Source organism: Streptomyces sp. BK79, from assembly GCF_044142145.1.
Taxonomy (GTDB): Bacteria; Actinomycetota; Actinomycetes; order Streptomycetales; family Streptomycetaceae; genus Streptomyces.
The window spans coordinates 65,391-80,664 of sequence record NZ_JBHVOC010000009.1; the positions used below are offsets into that span (position 1 = coordinate 65,391).

The window sequence follows — 15,274 nt, forward strand, 5'->3', positions numbered from 1 at the left end:
CAGGAGACAGAAATGTCCCACGACGCCCCGAACCTCGACTTCGAGGGCAGCACGCCGTACGAGGACTACGTCAAGGCGGACGTGCTCACCCATCTCCAGCACACCCTCTCCGACGACCCCGGAGAGATGGTCTTCCTGGTCACCACCCAGGTCATGGAGCTGTGGTTCACGGTCATCGTCCACGAGTGGGAGACCGCGGCCCGCGCCCTGCGCGAGGACCGGACCGACGTGGCGAGGGACGCGCTGAAGCGTTCGGTGCGGGAGCTGGAGGCGCTGAACGCCTCCTGGACGCCGCTCGCGGGGCTCACCCCCGCCCAGTTCAACTCGTACCGGAGCGCCCTCGGTGAGGGCTCCGGTTTCCAGTCGGCGATGTACCGCCGCATGGAGTTCCTGCTCGGCGACAAGTCCGCGTCCATGCTCGTCCCGCACCGCGGCTCCCCGCGCGTCCACGCGGAACTGGAGAAGGCGCTGCACGAGCCGAGCCTGTATGACGAGGTGGTCCGGCTGCTGGCCCGGCGCGGGTACGACATCCCGGACGCCGTGCTCCAGCGCGACCTCACCCGCAAGTACGAGCCGGCGCCCGAGGTGGAGGCCGCCTGGACGGCCGTGTACGCCGGCGACCAGAACGGCGAGCTGGCCCGCCTCGGCGAGGCCCTCACCGACGTAGCCGAGCTGGTGTGGCGCTGGCGCAACGACCACCTGGTCGCCACCCGCCGCGCGATGGGCTCCAAGACCGGCACGGGCGGCTCCGCCGGGGTGGCCTGGCTGGAGAAGCGGGCCCGCGGCAACGTGTTCCCCGAGCTGTGGACGGCGCGGTCGTATGTCTGAGCTGATGAGCGAGGCGGAGAGGCTGGACGCCGCCGACGGGCTGGCCGCGCTGCGCGACCGGTTCGTCCTCGACGACGTGACCTACCTGGACGGCAATTCGCTGGGCGCCCTGCCGGCGCACGTCCCCGCTCGGGTGGCGGACGTCGTCGGCCGGCAGTGGGGCGAGCTGCGCATCCGGTCCTGGGAGGAGAGCGGCTGGTGGACCGCGCCCGAGCGGATCGGCGACCGGATCGCCCCGCTGGTCGGGGCGGCGGCCGGGCAGATCGTGGTGGGCGACTCAACGAGCGTCAACGTCTTCAAGGCTCTCGTGGCGGCGGTGCGGATGGCGGGGGAGGACGGCCCGGTCGACCCCGGGCGGGACGAGATCCTCGTCGACGCCTCCACCTTCCCCACGGACGGCTACATCGCCGAGTCGACGGCCCGGATGACGGGGTGCGTCCTGCGTCCGGTGGCCCCGGACGAGGTGCCGTCGGCGCTGGGCGAGCGCACGGCGGCCGTGCTCCTCAACCACGTCGACTACCGCACCGGCCGGCTGCACGACCTGCCCGCGCTCACGGCCGCCGTGCACGCGGCGGGGGCGTACGCCGTCTGGGACCTGTGCCACAGCGCGGGCGCGCTGCCGGTCGGGCTCGACGAGCACGGCGTGGACCTGGCGGTCGGCTGCACCTACAAGTACCTCAACGGCGGCCCCGGCTCGCCCGCGTACCTGTACGTGCGCCGTGACCTCCAGGACCGCTTCGACTCCCCGCTGCCGGGGTGGAACTCGCACGCCGAGCCCTTCGGCATGCGGCCCGCCTACACGCCCGCGTCCGGCGCGGTGCGCGGCCGCGTCGGCACGCCGGACATCCTCTCGCTGCTCGCCCTGGAGGCGGCCCTGGAGGTGTGGGACGGGGTGTCGGTGGAAGCGGTGCGGGCCAAGTCCCTGGCGTTGACGGACTTCTTCCTGCGCTGCGTCGGGGCGTACGTCCCGGACGGCCGGGTGGTGTCCGTGACCCCGGCGGCGCACGCCGAGCGGGGCAGCCAGGTCGCGCTGCGCTGCGCGGACGCCGGGGACGTCATGAAACGGCTGATCGAGCGGGGGGTGGTCGGGGACTTCCGCGCGCCGGACATCCTGCGCTTCGGCTTCACCCCGCTGTACGTCGGCTTCGCGGACGTGGAGCGGGCGGCGCGGGTGCTGGCGGAGACGCTGGACGAGATGCCGGGCGGGACGCCGGGTGGGACGCCGAGTGGGGCTCTGGACGGGACGCCGGGAGAGGGTGGCTGAGGAACCGTGGTGGGCTCCGGCGCGTGAACACGGGTGTGGATGACGTGGATCGCCCGGCCCGTGGCTGCGCCGGAAGCCTGGCCGCCGGCCTGGTCGGCGGCCCGGCCGCGCTGCTCGCCTGGGCGCCGCACGCCCGCGTCAGGGTGACCGGCGGCTTCGAGCAGCAGCACCGCGACCTGAGTGTGCTGTACGTCGACCTGCCGCTCGTCGCGCTCGGTGGTGCGCTCGTTCCGGCCGCCGCGTGGGCACTGGGTCTGCGTCTGCTGGGCCGGCCGTGGGCCGCGGCGCTGGTGGCCGTGGCCGCGCTCGGCGTCGGCGTGTGGGGTCTGACCTCCTGGTGGACGCCGTACGAGCGGCCCGAGTTCACGGGATAGGCCGGGGCGGTCCCGCCTCCCGGCCGGCCGGACCGCCCGCTGGACCGTTCGCCCCTCACCCTGCGTGACATCCCCGTGTTCGCGCACGTCATCGGCCTGATACGGTCCCGCCAACGGCCGATTCCCCACCCCTGGTCCGCCAACACCGTTTCGCCGCTGAGAGGTTGAGCATGCCGGACGCCGCCGTAGAACCGGGCAACGCTGCCGCGAGGGCCGCCGCGGAGGCGGCGGAGGAGAAATCGGCCTTCTCGCACCCGGCCGTCGAGCCCGACAGCACCGCCTCGTACGGCGACCATCCCGACCAGGTGATCGACTTCTACGTTCCGCGCGGCCCCGGAGGCCCGGGGGGTGCCGCTCCCGTCGTGGTGGTCCTGCACGGAGGCTCGTGGCGGGCTCCGTACGACCGCCGGCACGTCAGTCCGTTCGCCGGCTTCCTGGCCCGTCGGGGGTTCGCGGTGGCCAGTGTGGAGTACCGGCGCGGTGCGGAGGGCGACGGTGGCGCCGGTGAGGGCGGTGGCCGGGGTGCTGGTGAGGGGCGTCCGCTCGCCGGGCGCTGGCCCGACACCTTCGACGACGTGGCCGCCGCGCTGGACGCGCTGCCCGCGCTGGTACGGCGGCACCTCCCGCAGGCCGACGCGCGCCGCGTGGTGCTCGCCGGCCACTCCGCGGGCGGTCATCTCGCCCTGTGGGCGGCGGCCCGGCACCTGCTGCCCGCCGACGCCCCGTGGCGCGTCGACCGCCCGGTCCCCCTGCGGGGTGTGGTCGCCCTGGCGCCGATCGCGGACTTCGGGGTCGCCGTGGACCTGGACGTGTGCGGGGGCGCGGTGCGTCAGCTCATGGGCGAAGGAGCGCTGTTCGCCGAGCGCCGCCCCTATGCCGACCCGTCCCTGCTGCTGCCCACCGGCATCGCGACGACCCTCGTCCAGGGCCGTGCCGACGTCGACGTTCCGCAGGCGGTCGCCGAGGCGTACGCCGATGCGGCGGCGAAGGCCGGCGAGGTGGTGGGCGTGACGCTGCTGGAGGGCGTCGGCCACTACCCGCTCATCGACCCGGCGGCGGACGCGTGCGCGGTGGTGGCGGAGGAGATCGCACAGCTGGCCTGGTGAGGACGAGTGGCCTGGTGGGGCGGCTTACCTGGCGAGGGCTGCCGGGCGCCGTCGTGGGGGGGGCGGACACCCCGGCCATACCCGTAATACCTGAGAGCTACCTCGCAGGTGAGTCCCCGGGCGTGACGCGGGTTACCCGTCGCGATTCGTAACTTCCCTTTCATGCGGGCCCGATGGGCGGGCGAGCTGGAGGGGAGCGGCCATGAGGCCCGGGACGACGGCATGGTGGCGGCGACGCGTGAACAGATGGCGTCGTACCGCCCTCGCCGCGCTCATCTGTGGCGCCGTGGTCGGACCCCTCTCCGGCGCCGCGCGGCCCGAGGTCCCCGCTCCGCCGCCTCCCGCGCTCGCGGCCCCGACCGCCGCCACGCTGGCCGACACCTACGCGGCCAACCGGGCCAACGCCGCCGAGGCGTCCCGGATGGCCGCCACGCACGGCGACCGTGACCGCGCGGCGGCGGACCGCTCGCTGGCCGACCCGTCCCGGCGGCTGCTCGCCTTCGACGGCCGGGGCTCCGGCCTCGCCACGGAGGTCTTCGGCGACCTGCCCCACGCCGACCGCGTCGCCGTCCTGGTCCCGGGCTCCGACACGAGCCTCGACACGTACGGCCGGTTCCGCGCCGCCGCCCTCGCCCTGCACCGGCGGCTCGCCGCCCAGGCACCCGAGGACACGCGCACGGCGGTCGTGGCCTGGCTGGGCTACGAGACACCGGGCACCGTCAGCACCACGGTCGCCACGACCGGTCGCGCCGACCGCGCCGCCCCGAAGCTGCGCGCCCTGGCCGACACCCTGCGCGGCATCACGGGCCCGGACGCCCGCGTCGCCCTGCTCTGCCACTCCTACGGCTCGGTCGTCTGCGCCCGCGCCGCCGGCGGGCTGGACGTCGCCGACATCGTCCTCGTCGGCAGCCCCGGCACCGGTGCCGATTCCGTCGCGGGCCTGCGCACGGACGTCCGCGTCTGGGCCGCGCGGGGCGCCGACGACTGGGTGGCGCACGTCCCCCACCTCAGCGCGGGCCTCTTCGGCACCACGGTCGGCTTCGGCACCGATCCCGTCGCCCCGGACTTCGGCGCCCGGGTCTTCACGGCCGGCGACGGCGGCCACAGCGACTACTTCGACCCCGGCTCCGTCTCCCTGACCAACCTGGCCCGGATCGTCCTGGGCGAGACCACGGAGGTGACCCGATGACCGACCTGGCCACTCCCTTCTCCGCAGCCACTCCCTTCTCCGCAACCGCTTCCGAATCCCCTCCGACTCCGTCCGGCGCGTCCCCGTCCGCGGCCGTGTCCGCAACCGCGACCGTGACCGCGTCCGGGCCGCGCCTGCCGCACGACGCCCCGCGCGGGCGGCTACTCGTCCGCGTCCGCGTCCGCGACGCCCTGCGCCGTACCGCCACCCGGATCGACGCCGCCACCCCCGTCTCGCGGGACCGGGCCGTCGACGCGCTGCGCGCCTTCGCCATCCTCGGCGTCGTCCTCGGCCACTGGCTGGTGACGGCTCTGGTCGCCGACGGCACGGGGCTGCGCGCGGCGAGCCCCCTGCAGGACATGCCGTGGCTGGCCCCGGTGTCCTGGGCCTTCCAGACCCTCGCCGTCTTCTTCCTGGTCGGCGGCCATGTCGCCACCCGGGGCTACGAGTCGGCCCGCGCCCGGGGCATGTCGTACCGCCCCTGGCTGTCGGCCCGGCTCTCCCGGCTGTTCCGCCCGGTCGCGGCCGTCCTCGTCCTGTGGACGGTGACGGTGGCAATGCTGCTCCTGACGGGAGCCGAGGCCGGGACCGTCCACACCTTGGTGAAACTGGCCCTTTCCCCGCTGTGGTTCCTCCTGGTCTTCGCCGCGCTGACCGCGGCGACCCCGCTCCTGGCCCGGCTGCATCCGCTGTGGCCGCTGGTCGTCGTCCTCCACGTGGACCTGCTGCGCTTCGGTTTCGGCGCCCCGGCCTGGCTCGGTTGGCTCAACCTCGCCGCCGGCTGGATGGTCCCCTACACCCTCGGCGCCGCCTGGACACGCGGTGAACTGGACCGACGTCGCGCGGGTCTGCTCCTCCTCGTCGGCGGGACGGCGGCGACCGCCGCGCTCGTGGTCTGGGCGGGTTACCCGGCCGCCATGGTCGGTGTCCCCGGCGCCGAGGTGTCGAACCTCAACCCGCCGACCCTGGCCGCCGTCACCTTCGGACTCGCGCAGTGTGGCCTCGCCCTGCTGCTGCGCGAGCGGCTGCGCCGCGCGATGCGACGGCCGGCGGCGTGGGCGGCGGTCGCGCTGGTCAACCTCTCCGCGATGACCGTCTTCCTGTGGCACCAGACCGCGTTGATGGCGACGACGGCCACCGGTCTCCTCGCGGGGCGCCTGCCCGGCCTGCACACGCTCCCCGACGGACTGGGCTGGGCAGCGGCCCGGCTCGTCTGGCTGCCGGTGTTCGCGCTCGTGCTGACCGTCTGCTGGGGCGCCTTCCGTTCCTGCGAGCATCGCGGCGGACGTCGGCGTTCCCGGATCGTGCGGACGCATCGCCCGAAGCAGGGGGCCGGGGCGGCGGGTGCCCGCCATGTCTAGGGTGGACCGTGTGATGCGTAGGGGGAGTCGGCCGTCGGCCGGGGGGCGGGTCGAGCGGGCGGCCCGGGTGCTGCGCGACGACCTGTGGACCTGGCGGACGGATCCGCTGCCACCGTCGGTGTGGCTGCGCTGGTTCCCGCACGGGGTGGTCTGTCTGGCCGCGCTGGGCGTACTGCTCGGTGACGCGGCCCAGCTCGGCGACAACGGCCGCGTCGACCCAGGGTTCGCCTTCCTGATCGCCCTGGCCCAGGCCGGCGCGATGGTGGGCGCGCTGTGGCGGCCGGTCGCGGCGTGGTGGCTGTCGCTGGCGGCCATGCTGGTGGGCGCGTTCGCCGTGCGGGTCGGGATGACCGCGGGCGACGACAGGTTCACCTGGCCCTGGACGGCCGCCGGGATCGTCGCGCACCTGTTCGTCCTGCTGCTGCTGGCCCTGCGGGTCCGCAGCCGGGTGTCCGTGGAGGCGCTGGCCCTGACCGCGCTCGTCACCTACGTCGTGCAGGGCCTGGTGGGCGCGTCGCACTACCAGGCGACCGGCCAGCTCGCCGTCGTCCTGTTCGCGGTCGTCGTGCTCCTGGGCACCGCCCTGCGCGGACGCCGCGAGGCCCGTACCCAGCTCGCGCGGCAGACGTCGCTGACCGCCGAGGAGAGAGCCCGCCGCACCTTGCTGGAGGAGCGCAGCCGCATCGCGCGCGAGCTGCACGACGTGGTCGCCCACCACATGTCCGTGATCTCCATCCAGGCCCAGGTCGCCCCCCACCTCGTCGAGAACCCGTCGGAGGAGCTGAAGGAGAACCTCACGGGCATCCGGGAGAACGCGCTGGAGGCCCTCACCGAGCTGCGCCGGGTGCTGGGCGTGCTGCGCTCGGAGCACCCTGACGCACCGGGGCGGACCGACGGGGACGACACCGCCCCGCACGCTCCGCAGCCCACCCTCGACCGGCTCGGCTCGCTGGTGGAGAACACCCGGGCCGCCGGGCTGACCGTCACCACCGAGATCAGCGGCAGGCCCAGAGCCCTGCCGCCCGGCGTGGAGCTGTCGGCGTACCGGATCGTGCAGGAGGCCCTCAGCAACGTCCTACGGCACGCGCCCGGCGCGACCGCCCGGGTCCACCTCACCTACCTGTCGACCGGGCTGCGCGTGGACGTGTTCAACACCCGCCCCGAGCGGGCCCCGGCACCCTCCCAGGGAGCGGGGCACGGACTGCTCGGCATGCGGGAGCGGGTGGCGATGCTCGACGGCAGCCTGAGGGCGCACGCACTGCCGGACGGCGGTTATCAGGTGGCGGCGTTCCTGCCGGTCGACGCCACGGAACCCGACGCCTTCCCCGACCCCCACCCCGACGCCGACGCCTTGCCCAACCCCCACCCCGACGCCGACGCCTTGCCCGATCCCCTCCCCGACGCCTTCCCTGGCCCCTTCTCCGAGGACGACACCCCATGACGACCAGCAGCGACGGCCGCGTGATCCGCGTGCTGATCGCCGACGACCAGCAGATGGTCCGGCAGGGCTTCACCGTGCTGCTCAACACCCAGCCCGACATCGAGGTGGTCGGGCAGGCGGTGGACGGCCTGGACGCCGTGGCCTCGGTCGCCGACCTCGCTCCGGACGTCGTCCTCATGGACATCCGCATGCCCGAGCTGGGCGGCATCGAGGCGACCCGTCGCATCACCGGGTCGAGCCCGCGGATCAGGGTGCTGGTGCTGACCACCTTCGACCTCGACGAGTACGTGTACGAGGCGCTGCGGGCCGGCGCGTCCGGGTTCCTGCTGAAGGACGCCTCGGCCGATCAGCTCGCCGAGGCGGTCCGGGTGGTGGCGGCCGGCGACGCCCTGCTGGCACCCGGCATCACCCGGCGGCTGATCACCGAGTTCGCCCGGCTGGACGACCGGCCCCGTGCCCCGCTGAAGGAACGCGTCGGTGACCTCACCGAGCGGGAGACCGAGGTGCTCGCCCTGATCGCCCAGGGCCTGTCGAACGCGGAGATCGCCCGGCGCTTGGTGGTCGCCGAGCAGACGGTCAAGACGCATGTGGGCCGCATCCTGGTGAAGCTCGGGCTGCGGGACCGGACGCAGGCGGCGGTGTTCGCGTACGAGTCGGGTCTGGTGCGGCCGTCCGGGTACTGACACACCCCCTGGGCCCGACGCGGGCGCCCGTAGCCGCCGTAGTACCTGAGACGGATACCGAAGGACCCCTCTCACTGGTGACGACCGGCCACCCCGCCGACGCCTACCGTTGCCAACGTGACCGAGACGACCCAGACGCGGACCACGCTCTCCGGAGACGGAAGCGGGTCGCGCAGCCCCGAGTACCGGCTGGCCATGGACGCCCTGAGCGGGCTGCGCGAGGACCTGTTCCACGATGCCTTCGCCTACCGTCCGCTGTCGCCCACCGCGCCGGACGGCCCGGTGATCCGCCGCCTTCCGGCGCGGGCGCGGCAGTACGCGGCGCGGATCCCGTACCTGGTGGTGGCCGCCGCCGCCCTGCTGTGCTTCTGGGCCGGGTCGGTGGCCGGCGGCACCGCCGACGGCTTTCCGGCCCTGCTGTCCGGGCTGATCTGCGCGGTTCCGGTGCTGGCCACGCTGGTCCGGCCGGTCGGTGCCTTCTGGATGTCCATGGTGGCGACCCCACTGGTGGCCGTCCTCGGCAGCAGCTTCGGCGACTGGCCCTGGCTGCCCGGTACGTTCATGTGTCATCAGGCGGTGCTGGTGATCGTGGCGATACGCACGCGGCCCCGGACCGCCGCGTGGATGTGGGTGCTGACCGCGGCCTACGGCTTCGTCACCGAGACCCTGTTCGGCAGCGGCCACTTCAGCACCAACTCCGCCCCGCTGCTGACCGTCTCCGCCATCGCCCTGCTCGTGGTCTCCGTCTGGCACATCCGCCGCGACGCCCGGCGGCAGGTGAGCGCGCAGCAGACGGTCACCGCGCACGAGCGGTCCCGGCGCACGCTGCTGGAGGAGCGCACCACCATCGCCCGCGAGCTGCACGACGTGGTCGCCCACCACATGTCGGTGGTCGCCATCCAGGCCGAGGCCGCGCCCTACCGGGTGGAGAACCCGCCGGAGGAGCTGGAGCGGGCCTTCGCCACCATCCGGGAGAACGCGGTGGCCGCCCTCACCGAGCTGCGGCGCGTCCTCGGTGTGGTCCGCGCCGAGGACTACGAGGCCCCGGACGCCCCGCAGCCCACCCTCGCCGATCTCGACGCCCTGCTCGCCAACGTCCGCGACGCCGGTCTGGACGTGGAGAAGGCGGTGACCGGCGCGGTGCGCGAGCTGCCGCCCGGCGTGGAGCTGTCGGCGTACCGGATCGTGCAGGAGGCCCTGAGCAACTCCCTGCGGCACGCGCCCGGCGCCACCGCGCGCGTCGAGGTCTCCTACGTCCTGGGCGGACTGGGCCTCAGAATCGTCAACGCCGCGATGCCCGAGCCGTCCCTGGTGAAGCCCTCGCCCGGAGCCGGGCACGGCATCACGGGCATGCGGGAGCGGGTGTCGATGCTGAACGGCGAGATGACGGCCGGCCCCACCGGCGACGGGGGTTACGAGGTGGCGGTGTTCCTGCCGGTCACGGCACCGACCGAGGGGGAGGCATGAGCGACCGCACGATCCGCGTACTGATCGCCGACGACCAGATGATGGTGCGGGAGGGTTTCTCGGTCCTGCTGAACGCGATGCCGGACATCGAGGTGGCCGGCGAGGCGGTCAACGGCCGGGAGGCCGTGTCGAAGGTCAGGGAACTCGCCCCGGACGTCGTCCTGATGGACATCCGCATGCCGGAGCTGAACGGCATCGAGGCGACGAGGGAGATCGTCGCCGCCGACGGCGCGGCGAAGGTCCTCGTCCTCACGACCTTCGACCTCGACGAGTACGTGTACCAGGCGCTGCGCGCGGGAGCCTCGGGCTTCCTCCTGAAGGACGCCTCGGCCCGTCAGCTCGCCGACGGGGTGCGGGTGGTGGCCGCCGGCGAGGCACTCCTCGCCCCCTCGGTCACCAGGCGCCTGATCACCGAGTTCTCCAAACTGTCCGACAGTCCGCGCCCGTTGTCCTCGGCCCACGGGGCGTTCGGCGAGCTGACCGAGCGGGAGACGGAGGTGCTGGTGCTGATCGCCCAGGGCCTGTCGAACGGGGAGATCGCCGAGCGCCTGGTGGTCGCCGAGTCGACGATCAAGACCCACGTCAGCCGGATCCTGGTGAAGCTGGGCCTCAGGGACCGCACCCAGGCGGCGGTGTTCGCGTACGAGGCCCGCCTGGTCAGACCGGGCTGACGGGCTGATGGTCAGACGGTGAGGACGAGGGACAGGGTGAGGAGGCTGAAGAGGACCGCGGGGATGCCGAACAGGTACATCGGGAAGAGCTGGATCCCCCTCCCGAGGAGGAACTGCCGCTCGACGCCGTTGAGGGGGTCCTCGGGGTCGTAGACGATCTCGACCTCTTCACCGCGGTAGTCGTGCGGGGCGTAGGCGTACGGCCGGCCGTCGAGGGCGGTGAAGTCGTACACGTACATGCCGTCCACGAACTCCTTGTACCGCGCGATCACCGTGACGCCGTCGGTGGTCAGCCGCCAGCGCGGCTTGCCGTACGGCCGCGCGCTGATCGCCGCGGCTCCCAGGATGCCGGAGATCAGGCACCCCACCCCCACGAGGACGGAGACCTCGGGGGAACCGGCTTCGGCGGCGATCCAGCCCACCACGACGTGCGGAAGGACGAAGGCGAGCGCGGCCGGCCAGGCCCACCACCGCTTCCTGATCCGGGCGCGTTCGGCGTCGAGGGTCCGCACGCGGACCAGGGCGGATCCGTCGACGGCCGGGTCCGCCGCCTCGGGCAGTGCGGCGTCGACCACCCCGGCGAAGGCGCGGGCGGCACTCTCGCCGACGTCCTCGACGCGGTGGACGGCCGGTTCCACGCCGTGCGGTGCCCGCAGCACGACCTCGACGTCCCCGCGCTCACCGCGGACCCGGGCGACGGCGGCGACGGGTATGTGGTGCTCCCGGCCGGCCCGGCTCAGGACCAGCGCCGAACCGTCGAACCGGAGGGAGGTCTTCCTGCGGCCCCGCAGCACGGGGACCGACGGCGTGATCGACATGGGCGCGATCGTAAGGGGGGAACAAGGCATTCCGGGCCCCTGGTCAGGGCGGGGGTCGCCGGGCTAGCGTCCGTTCATGGCCGCACCCGTACCCCTCGCGTTCGACCCGTGGGACCCGGCGTTCGTCGCCGACCCGTATCCCGCCTTCGCCGAGCTGCGGGCCCGGGGCCGCGTGCTCTACTACGAGCCGAGCGACCAGTGGCTGGTCCCGCACCACGCGGACGTGTCGGCACTGCTGCGCGACCGGCGCCTGGGCCGGACCTACCAACACCGATTCAGTCACGAGGAGTTCGGCCGCACCCCGCCGCCGGCGGAGCACGAGCCCTTCCACACGCTCAACGACCACGGGATGCTCGACCTGGAGCCGCCGGACCACACCCGGATCCGGCGCCTGGTGTCCAAGGCGTTCACGCCGCGCACGGTGGAGCGGCTGAAGCCGTACGTGCGCGCTCTCGCGGACGACCTGGTCGCCCGGCTGGTGGCGGCGGGCGGCGGTGACCTGCTGCGGGACGTGGCCGAACCGCTGCCGGTCGCCGTGATCGCCGAGATGCTGGGCATCCCGGAGTCCGAGCGCGCCCCGCTGCGTCCCTGGTCGGCGGACATCTGCGGGATGTACGAGCTGAACCCGTCCGAGGCGACGGCCGCGAAGGCGGTGCGCGCGTCGGTCGAGTTCTCCGAGTACCTGCGCGACCTGATCGCCGCCCGTCGCAAGGAGCCCGGTGACGACCTGGTCTCGGGTCTGATCGCGGCCCACGACGAGGGCGACCGCCTCACCGAGCAGGAGATGATCTCGACCTGCGTACTGCTCCTGAACGCCGGTCACGAGGCCACGGTCAACGCCACCACCAACGGCTGGCTGGCCCTCTTCCGTAACCCCGCCCAGCTGGCCGCCCTGCGCGCCGACCCCTCGCTGGTCCCCTCGGCCGTGGAGGAGCTGATGCGCTACGACACCCCGCTCCAGCTGTTCGAGCGCTGGGTGCTGGACGAGATCGAGATCGACGGCACGGTCCTGCCGCAGGGCGCCGAGGTGGCGATGCTGTTCGGCTCTGCCAACCACGACCCGGCGGTCTTCGCCGACCCCGACCGCCTCGACCTGGCCCGCCGGGACAACCCCCACATCTCCTTCAGCGCCGGCATCCACTACTGCATCGGCGCCCCGCTGGCCCGTATCGAGCTGGCGGCGTCCATGACGTCCCTGCTGGAGCGGGCGCCCGCGCTCAAGCTCGCCGCCGAGCCGCGGCGCAGGCCGAACTTCGTCATGCGGGGCCTGGAAGCGCTGCCCGTGGAGGTCTGAGCGGACCCGGGAGGCCCGAGCCGGCCCGGGGAGGTCCGAGCCGGCCCGGGGAGGCCCGGGGAGGTCCGAGGCCGCCCGGGAGGCCCAAGGCGGCCCGGGGAGCCCCGAGCCGGCCCGGCGTGGCCTACTTGGTCTCCAGGTCCCGTCGCCCCAACCCCGCCAGGCCCAGCCACACCAGGGCGGCCGCGACGAGCGTCAGCACCAGCAGCGGCGTCCACTCCATCTCCGCGGCCGGGAGCCGGGGGACGTGGCCGAAGGGGGAGAGGTTGTTCATCCAGTCGGGGAACCGGAGGATCTGGCCGAGGTAGCCGACGACGAAGGCGTACACCGGCACGGCCCAGGCCGCCGCGCTCGCCCGCGGGAACCAGCCGAACAGCACCACCGCCACGCCGACCGTGACCCACAGCGCCGGTGCGTAGGCGAGGGCCGCGCCCAGCAGTTCGGGGACCAGGCCACCGTCGCCCGTGGAGGCGGCACCCGCGATGCCGAAGCCGAGGCCGGCCAGCAGCAGGACGAACGTCCCCCCGCCCGCGGCCACGGCCAGATGGCTCCCGGCCCAGCGTCCCCGGGACAGGCCGGTGGCGAGCAGCGGTTCGGCGCGGCCAGCGGTCTCCTCGGCGCGCGGCCGCAGCGCCGCCATCACCGCGTACACGGCGGCGACGACCGTGATGACCACCATGACCATCGAGGCGAAGGACTCGGCCGTGCTGGAGCCGCCGATGCGTTCCAGCGCTTCCTGGATCTGGTCGATGTCCTTCAGCATGTCCTCGGCCTGTCCGAGGATCGAGCCGTACATCGCGCCCATCAGGAACAGGCCCGCGCCGAAGCCCAGGAGCATGCCGCGGTGCAGCCGCAGCGCGAAGCCCAGCGGCGTGCCCAGTGCCGCCGAGGCCACCGGACTGCCCAACCGCTCCGGCCGCAGGCCCGCGCCCACGTCCCGTCGGGTGGAGAGCACGAACCCCGTCGCCGCGCACGCCACGGCCAGGGCGAGGCAGAGCAGCAGCGGCCACCAGTCGTCGTCGACGTAGACGTAGGTGCGCTGCGTCCAGCCGATCGGGGAGAGCCAGGACAGGGCGCCGCTCTCGCCGCTGTCCCCGGCGGCGCGCAGTACGTAGGCGACGCCGATGACGGCGAGGGCCGTGCCGGTGGCGCCGCGGGTGTGCGCGGTGAGCTGGACGGTGACGGCGGCCACGGCGGCGAAGACGATGCCGGCGGCGGCGTGGCAGGCGCCGTACAGCAGCGAGCCGGTGGTGTCGACGCCGTCGATGCCGAGACCGGCCAGGCCGAGGGCCAGCAGAAGGGCGAGGGCCAGGTTGGCCAGCACCGCCACCGACAGGGCGGCGGCCAGGTGGGCGTGCCGGCCGACGACCGCGGAACGCAGCAGCTCGGCCCGCCCGGTCTCCTCCTCGGCGCGGGTGTGCCGGGTGACGACCAGGACGCTCATCAGGCCGACGAGGACGGCCATGAAGCCGAGCATCTGGTGGCCGAGCATGGCGCCGGAGGTGTAGTCGTCGAGGTAGTGGCGCGGGCCCGTCATGGCGAGGCCGGCCGGGCTGCCCATGGTCTCGACGGCGTTGGCCCGGTCCTCGGGCGCGCTGTACAGCTCCTGGTAGCTGTTGGCCGTCGACACGGTGCCGAGCACCAGCGCCAGGAGCCACACCGGGAGCCGGACGCGGTCGCGGCGCAGGGCGAAGCGGACGAGCGTGCCGGTGCCGGCCAGCGCGCCCGCGCCGTTCCCGGCGGCCGGGCGGGGGCGGGCCGGGGCGCCGGGGGCGGTGGACGTCGTGGAGGTCATCGCACGGCCCCCCGGGCGTCGGTGCCGGCGTCGGCGCCGTCGTCGTAGTGGCGGAGCATCAGCTCCTCCAGTGTCGGCGGGTGGCTGACGAGGCTGCGGATGCCGAACTCGGTGAGCTTGCGGACCGCGCGGTCCACCTCCCCGCCGTCGACGGCGAAGTGGACCCGGCCGTCGGTGGTCCGCAGGTCGTGCACGCCGGTCAGCGCGTCCAGGCCGACGGCGGGGCGCTCGGTCTCCGCCTCGATGGTGGTGCGGGTCAGGTGCCGCAGCTCGCCGAGGGTGCCGGACTGGACGATGCGGCCGAGCCGGATGATGCTCACCCGGTCGGCGAGCTTCTCCACCTGGGCGAGGATGTGGCTGGAGAGCAGGACGGTCTTGCCCGCGGCCTTGGCCTCGGTGATGACGTCCTGGAAGACGACCTCCATCAGCGGGTCCAGGCCCGCGGTCGGCTCGTCGAGGAGGAGCAGTTCGGCGTCGGAGGCGAGCGCGGCGACGATGGCGACTTTCTGCCGGTTGCCCTTGGAGTACGCCCGCCCCTTCTTGGTCGGGTCCAGGCCGAACCGTTCGACGAGTTCGGCGCGGCGCCGCCCGTCGAGCCCGCCGCGGAGCCGCCCCAGCAGGTCGATGGCCTCGCCGCCGGTGAGGTTCGGCCACAGTTCGACGTCGCCGGGAACGTAGGCGAGGCGGCGGTGCAGGGGGACCGCGTCCGCCCACGGATCACGGCCGAGGACCTGGGCGGCGCCCGAGTCGGCGCGCAGCAGGCCGAGCAGGACGCGGATGGTGGTGGACTTGCCCGCGCCGTTGGGGCCGAGGAAGCCGTGGACCTCGCCGGCCTCGACCTCCAGATCGAGTCCGTCCAGCGCGCGCGTCCGGCCGAACGACTTGTGGAGCCCCGAGACGCTGATTGCCTTCGTCATGATGTGGAACGTACGCTTCTTTCAGAAATTTGTGAAGTTAAGAAATCGTCAGGATGTGAGGGATGA

General features: G+C 73.8%; 14 protein-coding genes. 11 read left to right on the forward strand and 3 right to left on the reverse strand.

Annotated elements, in window-relative coordinates; genetic code table 11:
* The first annotated feature begins 12 nt into the window (after positions 1-12).
* The 10 genes from ACFIF2_RS13255 (at position 13) to ACFIF2_RS13300 (ending at position 10,384) form a co-directional block, all read left to right on the forward strand.
* Positions 13-828: a tryptophan 2,3-dioxygenase family protein gene (locus ACFIF2_RS13255; RefSeq protein ID WP_395572804.1), complete on the forward strand. Its 816-nt coding sequence runs from the start codon at positions 13-15 to the stop codon at positions 826-828.
* Entirely contained in the window at positions 821-2,092 is a 1,272-nt protein-coding gene (gene kynU, locus ACFIF2_RS13260) for a kynureninase (protein ID WP_395572805.1), read from the forward strand. Before ACFIF2_RS13255 ends, kynU begins: the two co-directional genes overlap by 8 nt.
* Positions 2,093-2,136: 44 nt before the next feature.
* A complete protein-coding gene (locus ACFIF2_RS13265; RefSeq protein ID WP_395572963.1) occupies positions 2,137-2,466 on the forward strand; it encodes a hypothetical protein in 330 nt (109 codons plus the stop codon).
* A 170-nt stretch (positions 2,467-2,636) separates the two neighbouring features.
* Complete coding sequence (locus ACFIF2_RS13270) at positions 2,637-3,572, forward strand: alpha/beta hydrolase (RefSeq protein WP_395572806.1); 936 nt, start codon at positions 2,637-2,639, stop codon at positions 3,570-3,572.
* A gap of 202 nt (positions 3,573-3,774) precedes the next feature.
* Positions 3,775-4,761 carry an alpha/beta hydrolase gene (locus ACFIF2_RS13275; protein ID WP_395572807.1) on the forward strand — a complete coding sequence of 329 codons (987 nt, stop codon included), beginning with the start codon at positions 3,775-3,777 and terminating at the stop codon, positions 4,759-4,761.
* A gap of 134 nt (positions 4,762-4,895) precedes the next feature.
* Positions 4,896-6,122, forward strand: coding sequence for an acyltransferase (locus tag ACFIF2_RS13280; protein WP_395572964.1), 1,227 nt, complete (start codon positions 4,896-4,898; stop codon positions 6,120-6,122).
* Positions 6,115-7,563, forward strand: a complete 1,449-nt coding sequence (locus ACFIF2_RS13285; RefSeq protein WP_395572808.1) for a histidine kinase — start codon at positions 6,115-6,117, stop codon at positions 7,561-7,563. Before ACFIF2_RS13280 ends, ACFIF2_RS13285 begins: the two co-directional genes overlap by 8 nt.
* Positions 7,560-8,246, forward strand: a complete 687-nt coding sequence (locus tag ACFIF2_RS13290; RefSeq protein ID WP_395572809.1) for a response regulator — start codon at positions 7,560-7,562, stop codon at positions 8,244-8,246. The genes ACFIF2_RS13285 and ACFIF2_RS13290 overlap by 4 nt, the downstream gene beginning before the upstream one ends.
* A gap of 117 nt (positions 8,247-8,363) precedes the next feature.
* On the forward strand, positions 8,364-9,713 hold the full coding sequence (locus tag ACFIF2_RS13295) for a sensor histidine kinase (protein WP_395572810.1): 1,350 nt from the start codon (positions 8,364-8,366) through the stop codon (positions 9,711-9,713).
* A complete protein-coding gene (locus tag ACFIF2_RS13300) occupies positions 9,710-10,384 on the forward strand; it encodes a response regulator (RefSeq protein ID WP_395572811.1) in 675 nt (224 codons plus the stop codon). The genes ACFIF2_RS13295 and ACFIF2_RS13300 overlap by 4 nt, the downstream gene beginning before the upstream one ends.
* A gap of 11 nt (positions 10,385-10,395) precedes the next feature.
* On the opposite strand, the gene ACFIF2_RS13305 is transcribed toward ACFIF2_RS13300, so the two are convergent.
* Positions 10,396-11,202: a hypothetical protein gene (locus ACFIF2_RS13305; RefSeq protein ID WP_395572812.1), complete on the reverse strand. Its 807-nt coding sequence runs from the start codon at positions 11,200-11,202 to the stop codon at positions 10,396-10,398.
* A gap of 76 nt (positions 11,203-11,278) precedes the next feature.
* Between ACFIF2_RS13305 and ACFIF2_RS13310 the strand changes: the two genes are divergently transcribed.
* A complete protein-coding gene (locus ACFIF2_RS13310) occupies positions 11,279-12,496 on the forward strand; it encodes a cytochrome P450 (protein ID WP_395572813.1) in 1,218 nt (405 codons plus the stop codon).
* A gap of 124 nt (positions 12,497-12,620) precedes the next feature.
* Here the strand turns inward: ACFIF2_RS13310 and ACFIF2_RS13315 are convergent, their stop codons facing one another.
* Both ACFIF2_RS13315 and ACFIF2_RS13320 read right to left on the reverse strand, forming a co-directional pair.
* On the reverse strand, positions 12,621-14,291 hold the full coding sequence (locus tag ACFIF2_RS13315; RefSeq protein WP_395572814.1) for an ABC transporter permease: 1,671 nt from the start codon (positions 14,289-14,291) through the stop codon (positions 12,621-12,623).
* The gene (locus tag ACFIF2_RS13320) at positions 14,288-15,208 is read right to left on the reverse strand and encodes an ATP-binding cassette domain-containing protein (protein ID WP_395572815.1); all 921 of its coding nucleotides are present in this window, start codon (positions 15,206-15,208) and stop codon (positions 14,288-14,290) included. Before ACFIF2_RS13320 ends, ACFIF2_RS13315 begins: the two co-directional genes overlap by 4 nt.
* Positions 15,209-15,274 lie beyond the last annotated feature (66 nt).

What these genes read in the sequence shown, in the direction of transcription:
- ACFIF2_RS13270 (WP_395572806.1), top strand. Translation starts at nt 2,637, where the DNA reads ATGCCGGACGCCGCCGTAGAACCGGGCAACGCTGCCGCGAGGGCCGCC.
- ACFIF2_RS13290 (WP_395572809.1), top strand. Translation starts at nt 7,560, where the DNA reads ATGACGACCAGCAGCGACGGCCGCGTGATCCGCGTGCTGATCGCCGAC.
- ACFIF2_RS13255 (WP_395572804.1), top strand. Translation starts at nt 13, where the DNA reads ATGTCCCACGACGCCCCGAACCTCGACTTCGAGGGCAGCACGCCGTAC.
- kynU (WP_395572805.1), top strand. Translation starts at nt 821, where the DNA reads ATGTCTGAGCTGATGAGCGAGGCGGAGAGGCTGGACGCCGCCGACGGG.
- ACFIF2_RS13275 (WP_395572807.1), top strand. Translation starts at nt 3,775, where the DNA reads ATGAGGCCCGGGACGACGGCATGGTGGCGGCGACGCGTGAACAGATGG.
- ACFIF2_RS13310 (WP_395572813.1), top strand. Translation starts at nt 11,279, where the DNA reads ATGGCCGCACCCGTACCCCTCGCGTTCGACCCGTGGGACCCGGCGTTC.
- ACFIF2_RS13320 (WP_395572815.1), bottom strand. Translation starts at nt 15,208, where the DNA reads ATGACGAAGGCAATCAGCGTCTCGGGGCTCCACAAGTCGTTCGGCCGG.
- ACFIF2_RS13305 (WP_395572812.1), bottom strand. Translation starts at nt 11,202, where the DNA reads ATGTCGATCACGCCGTCGGTCCCCGTGCTGCGGGGCCGCAGGAAGACC.
- ACFIF2_RS13315 (WP_395572814.1), bottom strand. Translation starts at nt 14,291, where the DNA reads ATGACCTCCACGACGTCCACCGCCCCCGGCGCCCCGGCCCGCCCCCGC.
- ACFIF2_RS13300 (WP_395572811.1), top strand. Translation starts at nt 9,710, where the DNA reads ATGAGCGACCGCACGATCCGCGTACTGATCGCCGACGACCAGATGATG.
- ACFIF2_RS13285 (WP_395572808.1), top strand. Translation starts at nt 6,115, where the DNA reads ATGTCTAGGGTGGACCGTGTGATGCGTAGGGGGAGTCGGCCGTCGGCC.